Source organism: Sphingomonas pruni NBRC 15498, assembly GCF_001598455.1.
Classification (GTDB): Bacteria; Pseudomonadota; Alphaproteobacteria; order Sphingomonadales; family Sphingomonadaceae; genus Sphingomonas; species Sphingomonas pruni.
In genome coordinates this window covers 1-14750 of the sequence record NZ_BCYZ01000006.1, presented here as the reverse complement: position 1 = coordinate 14750, position 14750 = coordinate 1, and the positions used below count along the sequence as shown (strand labels likewise).

Here is a 14750-nt window from a genome sequence, read left to right as displayed (position 1 = left end):
ATGCCGCCTCACGCGGCACTTCATCTGTCGCAGTGGTCACCGCGCCGGGAGGGTCGAAAACGCCTATAGGCGAATTCGACCTCTTTTCCCCATTTTACAAACAGGAGCCGGTCATTTTGTGGTGCTGAGGAGCTTCATCGCAGCGGCCAGGGCGGCGTCCGACACAGGCGAGGGCTTAGCGTTCTTCTGGATAGCGATCAGCATGGCTGCAGCGGCATTCGCGATCTTCTTGAGCTGCAGGGCCCGAAAGTCGCGAGGGTTCGGATCTTCAAAATCGATGTCATCCAAGCCCACGGCAAAGACCCGTATCCAGGGAAATTCAGTCCAGATTCGTAGCCGGTATATTTAGGTGTCAACTGGCTGCGTACGAGCCCGTCGTTGCGGATCGTGAAGGTGTGGAGCTTGCCAGATGCGTTGATCCATCGGCGCAGCAGAAATTGGGGAACGTAGTGGTGCCTCACGTCGGGTCAGCGGCGAGTCGCTTTTTCCGCGATCGCCTTCACCGCCGCCTGGAGCAATTCGACGCGCTCGACGATCCAGTCGAGCTCTTCGCGTGTGATCTTGTAGTGCGGCGAATAGCGAGCGTTGACATAGGCCTGCTGCAGCAATTCGAAGCAGCGCCGCGCGAACTTGGTGTCGCGCGGCCAGACCGGAATGAGATCGCGCGCGACGTCCTCGGCCTGGTCGCGCAGGAAATTGAGCTTGTGCGATTTGGGGCTGTAGAGCGTCAGCACGAGCAGGATCGTGTGGTAGGAATGCTCCGCAGCTTGGTGCAGCTGGAAGGCGGCGTTGTTGTGCTTACCTTGGGAAATCGCGAATTTCGCCACACCCAGAAACGTACTTGCACTTTCGAACCACTGATCAAAATGCGTCTGCGCCTCGGCGCGCGCGGCAGCCTCATCGAGTGGCTGAGGCCTGTCGAACGGATGGCCGTCCAGCTCATAAAGCGCGATCCCGTCGCGCACGAGATCGACGAAGAACGGCCGCCCGCGGGCGAGCTGGTCGTTCACGTCCTTCAGGCTGTGGACGATGAAATTGACCGGCGCCGAGAGTCGTTTGGCGATGCCATATTCGCGGCGGAGATGATCGTCGGCCTTGGCCCAATAATCGAGCGTATCGGTCAGCCGCTCGTCGCTGACGACGACGAGCAGATCATAGTCCGAGAAATAGCCGCCGACCGGATCGGCGACCCAATCGCCGCGCGCATAGGAACCGTAGAGGATCACCTTGAGGATCCGGCCCTGCTTCTTCCATTTTTGGGTGGCGAGGCTGGTCGCGTCCTCGAACTCGGCGAACAGGATCTCAACGATGCGATCGAGGTCGCGGCGTTTGCGGTCGGGCAGATGGTCGAGGTCGGTTTTCATTCGCGTGAATCCTAACGGGGTTGTGCCTGAGCACAACCGGCGGATCGATCGAAAATGGTGGGACCCCGCGCCCGACGGCGCGGGGTCTGCGGCGATCAGTCGACCGGGTTCCAGATGATGGCGAAAGTGTCGTCGTCATCCTGGCCGGCGGCGCGCCCAAGATTGGCGTAGAGCCGGCGTGGCCCGAATTCGGGCGCGGCGAGGCTCAGCGACACATAGTCCTTACCCGAGGTCTCGGAGCGCCGGACCCAGCCGGCGCCGACCTCAACGCCGCCCGAGGTGACGCGATAGTCGGGCTGGTTTTCGCCGGATTTGCTGGCATTGGGCACGATCAGGACCTCGGCCCGGATCGAGAGGGTCTTGAGCTCGCCCTTGAAGCCTTTGCCCTCGCGGGCGACGTAGCCGATGGCGGCCATGGTAGTTCTCCTTCTTGCCTCGTCCCAGCGGAATGCCGGGCGATGGGCCGACCGAAAGGGACGGGAACAGCGGAACGGCGAACCCGGAGGGCCGCAGCGATCAGCGGAGGATCGGCGCCAGAGGCTTATTTGAGAGCGCAGCGGCCGCGAGGAGGCCGGCGCAGCCTGGCGGGGAAATAAGCGTCGCCAGCGATGGTTTCGACCGGGCCGCGACCGGCCCAGGTCACCAGCCCAAGGAGCCGGCTATTCCGGTGGGTAGCAGGGAGGAGAAGCCAGCCGCACGTCGTTCCCACCCGCCGACGGGAACGCCAGCAGGGCGGGCTCAATCCTTACTGGGAGCGGGACGCTCCGGATCGGACCTACATTCAAGATCAGAGTGACGGCAGCGGGAATCGTGTGCCCGGCCAGGCGATGAGTCACTCCGCCTCGTCCGGCGCGGTGAGATCGCCGGTGACGCGATGTTACACTGGCCAGCCGAAGTCGAGCCCGGTCTCGCCCGTCACTGCGCCATCCGCCGAATAGCGGCGTTCGATGATCTCGCCGCGCCCCTCGACGTCGATTGCCACCACAGTGCTGCACCGCGTTCCATAAACGGGTTGGCGGATGAAGACCGGCGATAGAAGCGGCTCCAGCGGCGCATCCGATGGCGATGCCGGCGCAAGTCCCGCGTCGGGTAGCCGGTCTTCGACGAGCCGATCGAGCAGTACGGCCGGGCGCGTCGCCCCGGCGACGATCCAGTCGAGCAGCATCTCCTTGACGCGTAAAGTCTTGGGCCAAGGTTCGTCGAGTGCGCCGTTGGACAGACCATAGAGGCCCGGCGCGAGCGGACTACGGACCGGCTCGGGCCGGTTCGACAGGAACCACGCGCGGTCGCGGTCGGCAACGATCAAATTGAACGGATTGAAATCGGCAAGGTCGGCAGCATCGGCATCGGCGTAGCGTCCCTCACCGGCGAGGAGATGGGTCACCAGGCTCCCGCGCGACACACGATTGGGCTGCGGGGCACCGTAGCCGCGCAGATTGGTGACGACGGCGAACCGGCCCTGTTCGGATATGCCCGCCCAGGTGCCGCCCGACAGCAAGTCTCGCCCCGCTATCAGATGGTCCGGCTGCGCCCAGCGTGCGAGCGGCGCGGCGGGCCGCTCATGCAATTCGTCACGGTTGCCCATCATGACAAGCTGCCAGCGCGGATGCGCTTTCCAGGCGAGAGCAAGGACACACATGGCCGCCGCTATTACCAATCGCCGCGCGGCAGGCGAGCGATATCAGGCGTCGAGTCCACCAGCTTGACCGGGGCGCGGCGGACGACCATCGGACGAGCGATGTCCGATGCCGTCCGCAAGCTGATCGAGCGCCTCGCTCCCGACCCCGTCTGCGACGATTGCATCGCCGACCGGCTGGAGCTGGCAGATCGCCAGGACGCCGGCATCGCTGCGAACGAACTCGCGGGCACCAGCCAGTTCGAGCGACGACGCGACGCCTGCGTCCTGTGCGGCATCACGAAACCGACAACACGTCGATCGATCTAGGGATTTCGGACCAGCCGCAACCGCTGATGAGTTCGGCGGACCAAGGGCCCACAGGCGACGATCTTACGGACAGGATAATGGCGCGTAGCGGCGGACAGCGAACCCGCCCGCGACCTGGGCGCAGGACAGATCGCGGCCGCGCACCGAGCAACGCGCGACGGTGCGGCCGTAGCGATCGGTGTCGGTCTGGCGGCAGGTCATCACCGCGCCGCTGACCAGCGCGCGGAGATTGTCGGTGCTGGCGAACGGATCGCCCGGCGTACAAGCCCGGCCGCGCGCGCAATGGCCGGGCAGTTCGGGCGCATCGATCCCCGACAGGCGAATGCGGGTCTTACCACAACGTAGCGTGTCGCCATCGACGACGCGCGGATCGGTGCAGCCGACGTCATCGCTCGACGTGGCGGCCGACAGCAGGCCGGCTGGAACCCGGATCAGCCCCAGCCCCAAGGTAGCGCCGGCCAACAGGCCGATCGCGGTTACCGGGCCGTAGCGCCGGATCATGGCCGGCTGGCGGACGCGCGGACGAAGAAACAAGATATTGGATCGGTGTGGCATGGATTTATCGAACAGCCTATTTCCTGAAATCGCATGAATGTCGATGGCACCGCGCTATCGAGGACGGATGACGTGGCGCCGGACGCCGACGCGATCTTGCGGCCCAGGCGATCCGGGCGCAGTCTTCCGCCCTCACCGGAGAGGAGTCGCTCATGTACCGTTTCGCCTTCGCCCTGGCCGCCAGCGCGATGCTCGCAGCACCCGTGAGCGCCGCGACCCATTGCCGCGACGCCAAGGGCAAGTTCATCAAATGTCCGCCCGCACCAAAGAAGGTCGTCCGCTGCAAGACCGCCAACGGCAAGTTCGCGAAATGCGGCACGCCGGGCGCCAAGCCGGTCTGAGCGACCAGTCCGGGCCGGGGCGCGAGCGCCGGCCCGACCACGGCACGCGACAGCCTCATACGGCCAACGCTCCCGGCGGCAAGGTCAGCATGACCTCGTCCACATTGATCCTCCACGCACCTGCCAGCGCCGCAAGCTCGCTCCGCGATACGCTCGCACCGAGATAGATCTGGTCGAGACGATGCTCGGGAATGCCGGTTTGGCGCGACAGCAGCCGGTAGGACGTGGTCGATTGCAGCGTCCAGGCAAGGATCCACGGCTCGCCTGCTGCGATCGCCTGGGCGACGGCCTGCAGGGGATTCCAGTGCGGGCGTTCGGGCCGGAACATCAGGCCAAGAACAACGCGAGCTGCTCGCGGCTGGCCGCGAGGATGCCTTTTGCCCGGAGCGCAGCATCGACCGCCTGGCGGTAATGGACCGTGCGAGCGCGTTCGGCCTCGTCGAAGCCGACCGGCGCCCAATCCTCACCCGGATGACAGGCATCGTAAATCGCACGCGCCGCCGCGCGCAGCAGCGCATCATGCCGCACAAGTCTCTCCATAATTGTCGAATCGCCGCCCGAACGGCGAAGAACGAGTTAGAACAAAAAGGGAACATATGGCAAGAGTCGCTGGCGACATCGTGCGACGCCGGTTGCCGCGCCGGCCCCAGCCGCTGCCTTTCCTGCTTGCCGCGCAGCGGCCGCCGCGCGCCCGATGCCCGCGCCAGCGGCAAGGGCGCGCGGCCGAATTTTTCGACCCCTAAAAAAGAGACAAGACCCCGCGCGGAGAGGCACTTCCCCCTCCGCGCGGGGCCGGCTGCCCGCGATCAGGCGGCGAGCTGATCGGGCAGCGCACCCTCGTCCTCGCCCGGCGCGCCCGCATCGGGCGAAATCGCCTCGTCTTCCCACCCTGCTCACCGGACGCGGACACGTCCTCGCCGTCCGGTAGCGGCACCGGATCGGGCGCGGGCCGCGCACGCTCGGCGAGCACGAACGCGACCCGCGCATGGGCGGCTACCGACCCCACCCCGCCGCGATCGGTATAAGCAGCGGGCGGGAAGGCCAGCCATCGCGGCACCCAGCACTCGACCTTGGCGCGGCCCTCGGCGCCGGCCAGATGGTCGGTGACGATCTTCTTCAAGGCCGCCCCCTTTTCCTTCGCATTGGCCTCGGCGACCTCGGGTCCGGCGACCTCGGCGACCATCGCGGCGAGCACCTGCTTGTCGCGGATCAGGTCGAACAAGGCGGCATCGGACCGCCACCAATCGGCCATCTCGATACCAAGAGTCAGCCCGAGCGCGTCGACCGCCGGGCTGCCGACCGCGAGCGCTTCGCCGATCACCGCCGCCACCACAGCGAGCACGGCCGCATCGGACAGGTCCATGAGGCGCAGGAAGATCGCGGTCAGCCGGTCGCCCTGCCGCCCGAAATCGTCGCCGCACCGGCCAGCGACGGTGGTTTCCTCGCAGCCAAAGGCGAGCAGGTCGAGCACCGCGCGGCGATGCCCCTCGAACACGGTTTCGGCGAGCGACGCCGCGACGCGCTCGCGGGTCGCATCGTCGCGCGCGGAGTGCGGCTCGACGCGCACCGACCAGAGCGGCGATCCGGCGATAACGTGCGCGACCATCAGCCGGAGCGCGACCCCCGGCTCAGCGGTGAGCGCCGCGCGCGCGGCGGCATGGCGGTGGAGGTCGATATAGGCGCCGAGCGCGCCGGTCACTTCGGGCCGGGCGGGCTTGGCCTGCCCGGCCGCATCGGCCGACAGCCGCGCAACGCGCTCCCGCTCGCGGCGGCATCGTCGCCCTCGTCGAGGATCGCGCAGGGCAGCAGGCAGCCTTCGGGATCGGGGTCCGGGCTTGGGCCGTCATTGGCGGCGCGGCGCTCGGCGTCGGCGATTCCGGCCGCGCGAAAGCGGCGGCTGCCGGCGACGATACCGAACCGGTCGTCATCGGCGGGCCGGACGAGCAACGGCTGCAGCACGCCACGCTTGCGGATCGTGGGCAGGATATCGGACACGTCCGGGGCCGTCTTGCCTGCACGCATGTTGGTCTTGTCGACGAACAGCTTGTCGAGGGGCAGAAATTCGAGTTTCATGGGTCTTGCTCCTTTGCGAGTGCCGGTCCCACTCCACTTCCATTGCGACGGGGCCGGCTTTGGTGATGCGGGCGAGACGCGCCCGCTGCGTCAGCCGTCCGGCGGGCCGGGCGGAAGCTTTCGGGACAGGTGCTCGCGGGCGATGCGGAGCGCTTGGGCTGCCCCCATGATCGAGCCGGTACGGCGCGCGACCTCGACCCAGAGCGACAGCGGCACGTCGCTCGAAAAGTTGAGATCGCGCTCGATGCGGAGGTCGAACGGCAACCGCACGGCGGCCAGTTCGCCAAGCGAGAAGCTGCCGAGTTCCGGGCATCCGAAGCCGAGATCGGCCAGCCCGAACAGGGTGTCGCCATCGGGCTCGAGTTCGGTCGCCAGCCACATCGCCGCGCTGATCGGTGAGAAGAATTTGACGACCGGCGCGGGGTCAGGTTCGCGAGCACCGGTGCGCTGTGCTTCCTTGGTCGCCTGCGCGTTGGCGACGAGCGCGGCGCGCAATTCGGGCGTGAGCAAGTCCATGGCTATCGATCCTCGGGAAGGCGCGGCGCGGCATCGTCGCGCGGCGCGGGGGTGAACAGGTCGAGCTGATTGCGGGCATTCATGTCGAACAGGCCGAGGTCGCACGGGCGCTGCGGCCTTTTCGGTTGGAGTGGTGCTGCGGCGCGCGCGGCCAGCCGGTCGGACGGCGTGATCGGCGCGACGCCCGGGACAAGGCATTGCAGGCCGATGCTGGTCGGCTCTGCCGCGAAGGGGTGGCGCGCCTCGGTCACTGCGCCAACTCATCGGACGACGCGACAGGTGATGCGGCCGGTACGCGTGCGAGCAGCCAGTCGGCGGCACGCGAGGCTGCCGACGCGGCACGGAAGATCGCGCGGGCATCGCCGCGCAGCAGGTCGAGCCAATGCCCAAGATAATCGGCATGGCGCACGGTGGGCACGATGCCGAGCGCTGCGCACAGGAACGCCGATCCCATTTCGGCGATCAGTTCCTCGCGGGCATAGCCTGGCGTGCCGAAGCCGTTCGACAGGTCGCGGCCCAGCCGCGCGGAATGACCGGTGGCGTGGGTCAGTTCGTGGAGACAGGTCCGGTAATAATTGATCGGCTCGAAGAACGCGGCTTGCGGCGGCACGACCACCATGTCGCGTGCCGGACTGTAAAAGGCCTCGTCGCCGCCGACCCGGAACGTGACCCCGCTGACGGCGATCACTTGTTCGGCGGCGGGTACCTGTTGGGACAGATCGACCGGCGCGGGCGGCAGCGACAAAGCAGGGTCGAGCCCGTCGCACTGCGCCACATTGAACAGGGTGAAGCGCTTGAGGAACGGGACGGTGCCAGGCGCGTCGCCCTCCGCCTCGGCGCGCGCTTTCTCGGCCTCAGGCGTGAACCGGTCGGCATAGACGGCGGTGACGCCATGCTCGCCGCGCCGGACCATCCCGCCCAACGTCGCGGCCTGGCGGAACGTCAGCCAGCGCTGTGCGGGATAGCCGCGCGCGATCACCGCGCTCCACAGGATGAGGATATTGACCCCCGAATAAGCGCGCCCGGTCGCGGCGTTGACGGGCAGACCGGCGGTCGCCGCCCCGCTTCCCCATGGCTGCACCCATGGCAATCGTCCGGCCTCGAGTTCGGCGATGATCCGCCCGGTTACTGCTTCATAGAGCGACGCGCGCGGCGCCGCCGTCCCGTGGCGGGCCTGTCCGAACCGCCCCGACGCGCGCGCGCCGTGCGCCTCGGGGGTCTTGGCGCACCTGCCTTTCCCGGTTGACTTGATCGCCTGGCCTGGGTCGATCGGCTTGATCGACCGGGTCGACCTGGTCGCAATCCCGGACTGGCCCCGGGCGGAACGGCGGTTGGCAGGCATGACGCGTGACTCCTTTCCCGCCCCGCTCATGGCCTCCCCGCAAAAAGCGGGGGTGGGCGGCACCGAGCGACCGGAGAGGCGCGGCAACGAGCGAGGCCCGCACCCAAGTCCGGGGTCCCCGTCGCCTCCGCGCGACGGGGTGGCGCAGGGCCGGAACGCGAGTGGAGGAGCCGCGGCACGCGGCTTGCGGACCTCGCGGCCGCGCCTAGCAGGAAGCGCCGCCCATTCCCGCTTGACCGGGAGAGGCCACCAACAGCGCCGCCGCGCAGCCGCGCGGCGTCCGCGTATAACCGCGCCGGCGGCCCGCCGCCGGCGCTACAAATACGGTACTCCGCAACGAGCCGGACGGATCAGCGGCGTCGAACCGGGCTTTCGAGATCCGGACGGGGCATGGCGTCCGGCTCGAAAACCGGGCGCGCCGCCCGGCCGCGAGGCGGTGTGCCGCGGGGCCGCTATCAAGCGCCGCACCCTGTCCGGTCGCATAGCGATCCGGCAGTGTGCGTCGTCAGCCCCGCACCGCCAGGGTCAGCGACCGCTGACCCGCGCCAGTCCGATCGTCACCGCTAGGCCGAGACCCGTCCGGGGCTCGGGGGCGAGGGCCTGGCCCGAGCCATAGAGCGGCGGTCGCGCGGGCAACCTCCCGCGCGAGGCGCCGCCTTTCGTAAGATCAACCACCACAATCGAGCGCGCTTACCAGCGTATACGCCATCCAAAGAACCGGAATTTCCGGCCGCCATCCGTTGGCGGGAAACGCTGCCTCCTGCCCTGTCGGCCCGCCTTCTTGCACCGCGCCTTCCACAGCCCTGGCGCCGGTTGCCTGGCGACGAGGCGGGCGATCCGCGATGCTTTACGTGAGCGATCTGCCCGATCGAAAACCTGGCGCCCTTGAAAGCTCTGCTCATATGAGCCACATAAATGCTCAAAGGAACCGCAAATGCCACAACCCGCTATCGCGCAGCGCAAGCCGCAGGAGGAAACCGCTCCCGCGTTCGTGTATGTGGACATCTACCGCTCCTCTCCCAGCGACCGGATCGACGTCATCAAGGCCGGTGTCCCTGCCGCCAAAGCCAAGCTGCTGATCAGCGAGCTGCATTTCGACCAGCGGGTCCTGCTCGATGCGCTCAACCTCAAGACCGCGACGGTGAACAAGAAGGCGGCGCGCAACGAGCTGCTGTCGACCGAGGACAGCGAACGGGTGATCGGCCTGGCCAAGCTGGTCGGCCAACTCGAAGCGATGATCGAGGAGTCCGGATCGGCCGAAGGCTTCGATGCCCCCGAATGGCTGTCGCGCTGGCTGCGCGAACCGCTGCCGGCGCTCGGCGGCGGCAAGCCGATCGACCTGCTCGACACGATGGAAGGTCAGGCCCTGGTCGCCCAGGCGCTCGCCCAGATCCAGAGCGGAGCCTATGCGTGAGCTTGTCGGTCTGGCGGATCGCCACCGACACAAAGGACTATGAGGCCGACGACCTGTCCGGCACCGGTGCCCGAAACACGGGCGGCCGCTGGAACGACAAGGGCGTGGCGATGGTCTATGGCGCGACGAGCCGCGCGCTCGCCTGCCTCGAGACGATCGTCCATCTGAATGCCGGCGGCCTGCCGCTCAACCGCTACCTGGTCGAGATCACGATCCCCGACCCCGTCTGGGCGGCGGCACAGGTCGCAACCGCTAGCTCGCTCGCGGTGGGCTGGGACGCCGAGCCGTGCGGCCGGGTCAGCATCGCATTCGGCTCCGCCTGGGCCGCTGCCAAAAGTTCGGCACTGCTGCTGGTCCCTTCGGTGATCGTACCCGAGGAGCACAACGTCCTGATCAACCCCGCCCACCCCGATGCGGTCGGCATCGCCGCGTGCAAGGTGCGCAAATGGCTCTACGATCCGCGGCTCGAGCGAGCGCCCTGAAAGGTCGAGTCGCCGGGCTGGGGCAAATCGGCCGGGAGGTTTTCCGCCGCGCGATGTGCTAGGTCCTGACAATTGCCAAGATCGTGCGGAGGTCCAGGCATGGCAGACCTGATCGAATCGTTGGTCGACAGCCAACCTGCGTTACTGTCGGCGCTGCTCGACCAGACCCATGACTGCATCGAGCTGCTCGATGGCGAAGGACGCATCCTGTTCGTTAATCGCGAGAGCCTCCGGACGATGGAGTTGAGTGCCCCCGCAGCGCTGGTCGGTCAACGCTGGATCGACCGCTGGCCGGCCGATCGCCGCGCAGATCTCGAAGACGCGCTCGGTACGGCGCGCGCTGGGACAGCGGTACGCTTTACCGCGCCGCGCCGGGGACCCGATGACGAAACGCGCTGGTGGGACGTGACGCTGGCCCCGATCGCTTCCGCCGGTGCCGCCGCCTTCCTGACGGTTGCGCGGGACATCACCGCGGAAACCACCGAACGCGAACGCGCCGCCGCGATCGGCGCCGAGATGCGCCACCGGCTGCGCAACGCGATGACCATCGCTGCCGGGATCGTGACGATGGCCGCACGGTCGCAGCCCGAGCATCGGCTCTTCGCGCGTGCGGTCGCTGAGCGGTTCGCGCAGCTTGGCCAGGTCCAGGACCTGCTGCTTGACCCGGCGCGCGAGAACCGTCTTCCCGACATTGTCCCGCTCCTCGCCAAGGCCTATGGCGACGAGGCGTTGCTGCGCTTCGGCACGGTTCCGGACGTCCGGCTCGCCCAGGTCCCGATGCAGGCGCTCGCGCTCGCCTTTGGTGAGCTCGCCACCAACAGCCTCAAATATGGCGCGCTCAAGCATGGTAAGCCGGTCGGGATCGACGGCGTAACCGAAAACAATATGCTTCGCCTGATCTGGCGCGAACCAACCCGGCTAGGCGCTTCACGCGACGGCAGCCAGGGCCTTGGCCTGATCGACCGGCTGATCGCGGTCTCGGGCGGTACGGTCGACTATGCGGATGATAATAATGGCGATTTGGTCGTACGGATCGCGCTGCCCTGTTTCTGACGGAGGCGGGCCGGCATCGCCTATACGCTCTGACCTCTGCGCCGCATCAAGAGCCGGTAACCGCCGCGCGCTAGTCGCCGAGCCTCGCCCGCCAGGCGCCGGACCCGCGAGCGGAGCGAGTCCGAGGCCCCGTCCCACTCCGCCGTCACGCGCTCGATGCCATAGAGCGCCTCGCCGATCTCGCGCTGGCTGGCGCCAGCCGTCAAACCGTCATGGACCTGCAGCGCGGTCAGCCAGCGCGCGATACGTGGATCGGGCGGATAGAGCGAACGCCGGAACTGGCGGTGCAGCGAAAATTCCACCAGCCGCCTGAGCGGCAACAATTTGGGCCGCGCCGAAAGGCTGCCCTCGATCCGATAGTGCAATATCACCGGGCCGGCCGACAAGGTGCCTGCCTCGACATCGAAGCGGATGTGGCGCCAGCCATCGCTGATCACTGCATGTTCGCAGCCATCCTTATCGGCGACGGCGATCAACCAGACGCGCAGCTTCGCAGGGTCGATCGCGTTTGGGTCACCCCGCGCGGCGGGCCGGGCCTCGACCGCCAACGTGCCGGGATCGAGATCGGCATGCCAGATCAGCCGCGCCTGGGGGGCGGCGATCGCCGGATCCTCGGCGAAAGTGAAGCCCCCAGGCCAGCGCGCCGCGCGGAAGTGCGTCAACGCCGCGAGTGACCTCGCTGGCACGCGCATACCAGGCAATATAGCCGGGATCGCGGCGCAGCCATTCCCACATCAGCCCGGCACGATCGACGCCCGCCAGCGGGCGATAGCGCGCAGCATCTCGCCAGCCATTCTCGCCCGCTTCGTGCGCCATTATCCGCGAACGCTGCACAAAGTGCGGCGAAACCCGCCAATTAGGTCCGAAGCGGATTTGATTGCCTCCAGAGAATCGATAAAATGTCCCCGCTTTTCAACCGCGTCCTTCCGCCGTTGCGAGAACCGGCAGATTGGGCGCGCGGTCAGGGAAAGGACGGCGTCGGGGACGAAGGCGGCTTGAGACGCCTCCCGACGCTGGTGTGCCTCATGGGCATAGGAAACGCATTGGCCCGGTTTATCGAGTTCGTCACGGGCGCGAACAGTCCAGCCGATCTGGAAGCGATACTCGGCGAGATCACGGCATCGTTGGGCTATGAATATTTCGCGCTCACTCATCATGTCGACCTCAGGGCGGCGGCCGGCTCGACGATACGGCTGCACAATTATCCTGATCGCTGGGTCGACTATTTCGATCGCGAAGGCCTGGCCGCCGCCGACCCGATCCACCGCGCCAGCCAGCAGACAGCGCTCGGCTTTTCCTGGCACAACGTCCCGCTGATGATCCCGCTGACGCCGCGGGATCGTGGAATCCTCGCACGGGCCAAGGACCATGGGATCGGCACGGGAGTCACGATCCCGGCGAACGTGCCCGGCGAGGCGACCGGATCGTGTTCGTTCGCGATGGCGGCCGACCGGCGCGCGCCGCCGGACAATCTTGCGCTCACGCAATTGGTCGGCGCCTTCGCCTTCGAGGCGGCGCGCCGCGTCTGGCAGGTGCGCCCGTCGGCGCGCAGCAGCAGGCCCGGCGCGGGGTCGCGGCTGACCGACCGGCAGCGTGATTGCCTGATCTGGGCAGCGCGCGGCAAAAGCGACTGGGAGATCAGCGTGATCCTGGGGATCAGCGAGGAGACCGTCGCACAACATATCAGGCAGGCCTGTGAGCGGTACGGCGTACAGAAGCGAACATCGCTCATCATCCACGCTTTATTCGACGGGACGATCAGCTTCGCCGACATCGCCCGGCGCTGACATCCCCCTTTTCCGGGATAGCGGGACCGGCGCCCGGCGCGCCACGCTTTGCGAACCTTTGACGGAGGTTCGTGATGCTCACCGTGATAGAGAGCGCCTGCCCCGGGCCCGACGATGCGCTGCTGCGTGGCATGTTCGAGGCACGAAAGCGGGTCTTCATCGATCTGCTCGGCTGGGACCTGCCGGTCCTCGCCGGGCGCTTCGAGCTCGACCAGTTCGACACGCCTGAGGCAATCTATCTGATCCTGGCGGACGAGCATGGCGCCCATCGCGCCTCGGCGCGGCTGCTTCCGACGACGAAGCCCCATCTGCTCGACACCCTGTTCGCCGACCTGTGCGACGGACCGGTACCGTCAGGCGAGACGGTGTTCGAGATCACTCGATTCTGCCTCGATCGCTCGTTGGGCGCGCGGGGCCGGCGTGCGGCGCGCGACGAACTGGTCCACGCGCTCGCCCGATACGGATTGGACCATGGGATCACATTGTATACGGGCGTCGCCGAACCCGGCTGGCTCGACCAGGTCCTCGCCTTTGGCTGGCATTGCCGGCTGCTCGGCACGCTGCGAGAGATCCAAGGGTCCCGGCTCGGGGCGATCGCCATCGACATCGATGCCGGAACGCCGAGGTTGCTCGAGCGAGCCGGCATTCGCGGCTCCGCGCCGCTCGCGGAGGTGTCGCATGCGGCATGACCCGATACCCGCGGCGGGATGCGACCTCGCCGGCACGCTTCGCAAGCAAGGCTATTGCATCGTCCGCAATGCCTTGCCTGCCGCAGAGGTGGACGCGCTCGACCGGGTGCTCGCGCCTGTGTTCGACGCGACGCCGTTCTGCGAGGGCGGCTTCTACGGCGAACGGACCAAGCGCTTCGGACGTCTGCTTGCGCGTGCCGGCGATGCCGAACGCTTCGTGCGCCATCCCGAGATCCTCGCCGCGGCACAGGAAATATTGTCGCCATGGTGCGACACGATCCAGCTCAACCTCGCCCAGGCAATCGCGCTTCACCCGGACGCGCTGGCGCAATTGCCGCATCGCGACCAGGACATGTGGCGCGGGACCGTCGGCGAGGTCGAATATCTCGTCAACGTCATGTGGCCGTTCACCGACTATCGGGCGGACAATGGCGCGACCGTGATCTGGCCAGGCAGCCATGGCCCGAACGCGCTCGCCAAAGAGCCGCCGCATCGCCCGGTCGTCGCCGAGATGGACCCCGGCGACGCGCTCGTCTTTCTCGGCTCGACCCTGCATGGTGCCGGCGGCAACGTATCCGGCCGCGTTCGGCGCGGGATGGTCGTCAGCTACTGCCTGGGCTGGCTCAAGCCCTATGAGAATCAGTGGCTCGCCTATCCGCCGGCGATCGCGCGCGGTTTCTCGCGCGAGCTGGCGCAGCTGGTCGGCTATCAGCAGCATCGCCCCAATCTCGGCAATTACGAGGGCCGCTGCCCGTCGGTGCTGCTCGAAGCGCCTGTGACGGAACATCTCGCGGCGATCGACGCCTTGCGGCCGGACCAGGCGGCGATGGTGGCCGATTATGTCGCCGAGCAACGCCGAACGCCATGAATCCGGGCGCGACATCGGAGCGCGTGTTCGACGCCCTCAAGCATGACATCCTCTCGGGCGAACTGCCGCCAGGCACGAAGCTCGAACCGGCAGCGCTCGCCGATCGGCTCAACAGCAGCGTGACGCCGGTGCGGGACGCGCTGCATCGGCTGGCGGGCGCTCTGCTCGTCGAGATGCGGGCGAGCGAAGGCTTTTACCTTCCCTTCGTGACCGAACCGGGCCTCAGGGATCTCTACGCCTGGAACGCCGAACTCGTGCGAACGCTGGTCCGCGCCTGGCCCGATCGGCGGGCGCCGCTCAAAGCCGACGCTCTGCCCGCCG

23 protein-coding genes and 1 pseudogene are annotated in these 14750 nt (G+C 67.5%); 9 read left to right on the top strand and 15 right to left on the bottom strand.

Going from position 1 to position 14750, the window contains the following annotated elements:
- Positions 1-111 precede the first annotated feature (111 nt).
- The 5 genes and pseudogenes from SPR01S_RS02470 to SPR01S_RS02455 all read right to left on the bottom strand — a co-directional run bounded on the left by SPR01S_RS02470 (position 112) and on the right by SPR01S_RS02455 (position 3003).
- Positions 112-288, bottom strand: coding sequence for a hypothetical protein (locus tag SPR01S_RS02470; protein ID WP_157081871.1), 177 nt, complete (start codon positions 286-288; stop codon positions 112-114).
- A gap of 44 nt (positions 289-332) precedes the next feature.
- Positions 333-461 (bottom strand): annotated as a pseudogene (locus SPR01S_RS22160) (DUF4238 domain-containing protein); the annotation flags it as partial.
- A 6-nt stretch (positions 462-467) separates the two neighbouring features.
- A complete protein-coding gene (locus tag SPR01S_RS02465; protein ID WP_066584435.1) occupies positions 468-1364 on the bottom strand; it encodes a nucleotidyltransferase and HEPN domain-containing protein in 897 nt (298 codons plus the stop codon).
- A 95-nt stretch (positions 1365-1459) separates the two neighbouring features.
- Positions 1460-1780: a DUF736 domain-containing protein gene (locus SPR01S_RS02460; RefSeq protein ID WP_066584432.1), complete on the bottom strand. Its 321-nt coding sequence runs from the start codon at positions 1778-1780 to the stop codon at positions 1460-1462.
- 461 nt (positions 1781-2241) lie between these two features.
- The gene (locus SPR01S_RS02455; protein ID WP_066584429.1) at positions 2242-3003 is read right to left on the bottom strand and encodes an NRDE family protein; all 762 of its coding nucleotides are present in this window, start codon (positions 3001-3003) and stop codon (positions 2242-2244) included.
- Positions 3004-3102: 99 nt separating this feature from the next.
- Here SPR01S_RS02455 and SPR01S_RS02450 point away from each other — a divergent pair, with 99 nt between their 5' ends.
- The gene (locus SPR01S_RS02450; protein WP_066584427.1) at positions 3103-3309 is read left to right on the top strand and encodes a hypothetical protein; all 207 of its coding nucleotides are present in this window, start codon (positions 3103-3105) and stop codon (positions 3307-3309) included.
- Positions 3310-3372: 63 nt separating this feature from the next.
- Here SPR01S_RS02450 and SPR01S_RS02445 read toward each other — a convergent pair whose 3' ends face one another.
- Positions 3373-3843: a thermonuclease family protein gene (locus SPR01S_RS02445; protein ID WP_245661836.1), complete on the bottom strand. Its 471-nt coding sequence runs from the start codon at positions 3841-3843 to the stop codon at positions 3373-3375.
- A 173-nt stretch (positions 3844-4016) separates the two neighbouring features.
- Between SPR01S_RS02445 and SPR01S_RS02440 the strand changes: the two genes are divergently transcribed.
- Complete coding sequence (locus SPR01S_RS02440) at positions 4017-4205, top strand: hypothetical protein (RefSeq protein ID WP_066584419.1); 189 nt, start codon at positions 4017-4019, stop codon at positions 4203-4205.
- Between the two features lie 55 nt (positions 4206-4260).
- On the opposite strand, the gene SPR01S_RS02435 is transcribed toward SPR01S_RS02440, so the two are convergent.
- The 7 genes from SPR01S_RS02435 to SPR01S_RS02405 form a co-directional block, all read right to left on the bottom strand.
- A complete protein-coding gene (locus SPR01S_RS02435; protein ID WP_066584417.1) occupies positions 4261-4533 on the bottom strand; it encodes a hypothetical protein in 273 nt (90 codons plus the stop codon).
- Positions 4533-4733 carry a hypothetical protein gene (locus SPR01S_RS02430; protein ID WP_245661835.1) on the bottom strand — a complete coding sequence of 67 codons (201 nt, stop codon included), beginning with the start codon at positions 4731-4733 and terminating at the stop codon, positions 4533-4535. Before SPR01S_RS02430 ends, SPR01S_RS02435 begins: the two co-directional genes overlap by 1 nt.
- 211 nt (positions 4734-4944) lie before the next feature.
- Positions 4945-5904, bottom strand: a complete 960-nt coding sequence (locus SPR01S_RS02425; protein ID WP_066584415.1) for a hypothetical protein — start codon at positions 5902-5904, stop codon at positions 4945-4947.
- Positions 5901-6278: a ParB/RepB/Spo0J family partition protein gene (locus SPR01S_RS21990; protein WP_066584414.1), complete on the bottom strand. Its 378-nt coding sequence runs from the start codon at positions 6276-6278 to the stop codon at positions 5901-5903. Before SPR01S_RS21990 ends, SPR01S_RS02425 begins: the two co-directional genes overlap by 4 nt.
- 90 nt (positions 6279-6368) lie before the next feature.
- Positions 6369-6794, bottom strand: a complete 426-nt coding sequence (locus SPR01S_RS02415; protein WP_066584413.1) for a DUF2958 domain-containing protein — start codon at positions 6792-6794, stop codon at positions 6369-6371.
- A gap of 2 nt (positions 6795-6796) precedes the next feature.
- Positions 6797-7045 (bottom strand): hypothetical protein, encoded by a 249-nt coding sequence (locus SPR01S_RS02410; RefSeq protein WP_066584409.1) that lies wholly within the window; start codon positions 7043-7045, stop codon positions 6797-6799.
- Positions 7042-8136, bottom strand: coding sequence for an ArdC family protein (locus tag SPR01S_RS02405; RefSeq protein WP_084250893.1), 1095 nt, complete (start codon positions 8134-8136; stop codon positions 7042-7044). The genes SPR01S_RS02410 and SPR01S_RS02405 overlap by 4 nt, the downstream gene beginning before the upstream one ends.
- A 934-nt stretch (positions 8137-9070) precedes the next feature.
- Between SPR01S_RS02405 and parS the strand changes: the two genes are divergently transcribed.
- From parS to SPR01S_RS02390, 3 genes are all read left to right on the top strand, one after another.
- Entirely contained in the window at positions 9071-9550 is a 480-nt protein-coding gene (gene parS, locus SPR01S_RS02400) for a type II toxin-antitoxin system Prs ADP-ribosylating antitoxin ParS (protein ID WP_066584407.1), read from the top strand.
- Positions 9547-10032 (top strand): type II toxin-antitoxin system Prs ADP-ribosylating toxin ParT, encoded by a 486-nt coding sequence (gene parT, locus SPR01S_RS02395; protein WP_066584406.1) that lies wholly within the window; start codon positions 9547-9549, stop codon positions 10030-10032. Before parS ends, parT begins: the two co-directional genes overlap by 4 nt.
- A gap of 99 nt (positions 10033-10131) precedes the next feature.
- A complete protein-coding gene (locus tag SPR01S_RS02390; protein ID WP_066584405.1) occupies positions 10132-11085 on the top strand; it encodes a PAS domain-containing protein in 954 nt (317 codons plus the stop codon).
- A 20-nt stretch (positions 11086-11105) separates the two neighbouring features.
- Here the strand turns inward: SPR01S_RS02390 and SPR01S_RS22155 are convergent, their stop codons facing one another.
- On the bottom strand, positions 11106-11387 hold the full coding sequence (locus tag SPR01S_RS22155; protein ID WP_369405257.1) for a DNA -binding domain-containing protein: 282 nt from the start codon (positions 11385-11387) through the stop codon (positions 11106-11108).
- Between the two features lie 211 nt (positions 11388-11598).
- A complete protein-coding gene (locus tag SPR01S_RS22150; protein ID WP_369405256.1) occupies positions 11599-11820 on the bottom strand; it encodes a transcriptional regulator domain-containing protein in 222 nt (73 codons plus the stop codon).
- A gap of 308 nt (positions 11821-12128) precedes the next feature.
- Between SPR01S_RS22150 and SPR01S_RS02380 the strand changes: the two genes are divergently transcribed.
- The 4 genes from SPR01S_RS02380 to SPR01S_RS02365 all read left to right on the top strand — a co-directional run.
- A complete protein-coding gene (locus SPR01S_RS02380; RefSeq protein WP_245661834.1) occupies positions 12129-12872 on the top strand; it encodes a LuxR family transcriptional regulator in 744 nt (247 codons plus the stop codon).
- 74 nt (positions 12873-12946) lie between these two features.
- Positions 12947-13561, top strand: a complete 615-nt coding sequence (locus SPR01S_RS02375) for an acyl-homoserine-lactone synthase (protein WP_066584401.1) — start codon at positions 12947-12949, stop codon at positions 13559-13561.
- The gene (locus SPR01S_RS02370) at positions 13551-14429 is read left to right on the top strand and encodes a phytanoyl-CoA dioxygenase family protein (protein WP_066584399.1); all 879 of its coding nucleotides are present in this window, start codon (positions 13551-13553) and stop codon (positions 14427-14429) included. Before SPR01S_RS02375 ends, SPR01S_RS02370 begins: the two co-directional genes overlap by 11 nt.
- Positions 14430-14452: 23 nt before the next feature.
- The coding region (locus SPR01S_RS02365; protein ID WP_169803353.1) for a GntR family transcriptional regulator at positions 14453-14750 on the top strand (298 nt) is incomplete at its 3' end.

Bases quoted from the DNA above. Each gene is read 5' to 3' on its own strand.
- SPR01S_RS02465 (WP_066584435.1), bottom strand. From the start codon at position 1,364: ATGAAAACCGACCTCGACCATCTGCCCGACCGCAAACGCCGCGACCTC.
- SPR01S_RS02460 (WP_066584432.1), bottom strand. From the start codon at position 1,780: ATGGCCGCCATCGGCTACGTCGCCCGCGAGGGCAAAGGCTTCAAGGGC.
- SPR01S_RS02455 (WP_066584429.1), bottom strand. From the start codon at position 3,003: ATGTGTGTCCTTGCTCTCGCCTGGAAAGCGCATCCGCGCTGGCAGCTT.
- SPR01S_RS02450 (WP_066584427.1), top strand. From the start codon at position 3,103: ATGTCCGATGCCGTCCGCAAGCTGATCGAGCGCCTCGCTCCCGACCCC.
- SPR01S_RS02440 (WP_066584419.1), top strand. From the start codon at position 4,017: ATGTACCGTTTCGCCTTCGCCCTGGCCGCCAGCGCGATGCTCGCAGCA.
- SPR01S_RS02435 (WP_066584417.1), bottom strand. From the start codon at position 4,533: ATGTTCCGGCCCGAACGCCCGCACTGGAATCCCCTGCAGGCCGTCGCC.
- SPR01S_RS21990 (WP_066584414.1), bottom strand. From the start codon at position 6,278: ATGAAACTCGAATTTCTGCCCCTCGACAAGCTGTTCGTCGACAAGACC.
- SPR01S_RS02415 (WP_066584413.1), bottom strand. From the start codon at position 6,794: ATGGACTTGCTCACGCCCGAATTGCGCGCCGCGCTCGTCGCCAACGCG.
- SPR01S_RS02405 (WP_084250893.1), bottom strand. From the start codon at position 8,136: ATGCCTGCCAACCGCCGTTCCGCCCGGGGCCAGTCCGGGATTGCGACC.
- parS (WP_066584407.1), top strand. From the start codon at position 9,071: ATGCCACAACCCGCTATCGCGCAGCGCAAGCCGCAGGAGGAAACCGCT.
- SPR01S_RS02390 (WP_066584405.1), top strand. From the start codon at position 10,132: ATGGCAGACCTGATCGAATCGTTGGTCGACAGCCAACCTGCGTTACTG.
- SPR01S_RS22150 (WP_369405256.1), bottom strand. From the start codon at position 11,820: ATGTGGGAATGGCTGCGCCGCGATCCCGGCTATATTGCCTGGTATGCG.
- SPR01S_RS02375 (WP_066584401.1), top strand. From the start codon at position 12,947: ATGCTCACCGTGATAGAGAGCGCCTGCCCCGGGCCCGACGATGCGCTG.
- SPR01S_RS02370 (WP_066584399.1), top strand. From the start codon at position 13,551: ATGCGGCATGACCCGATACCCGCGGCGGGATGCGACCTCGCCGGCACG.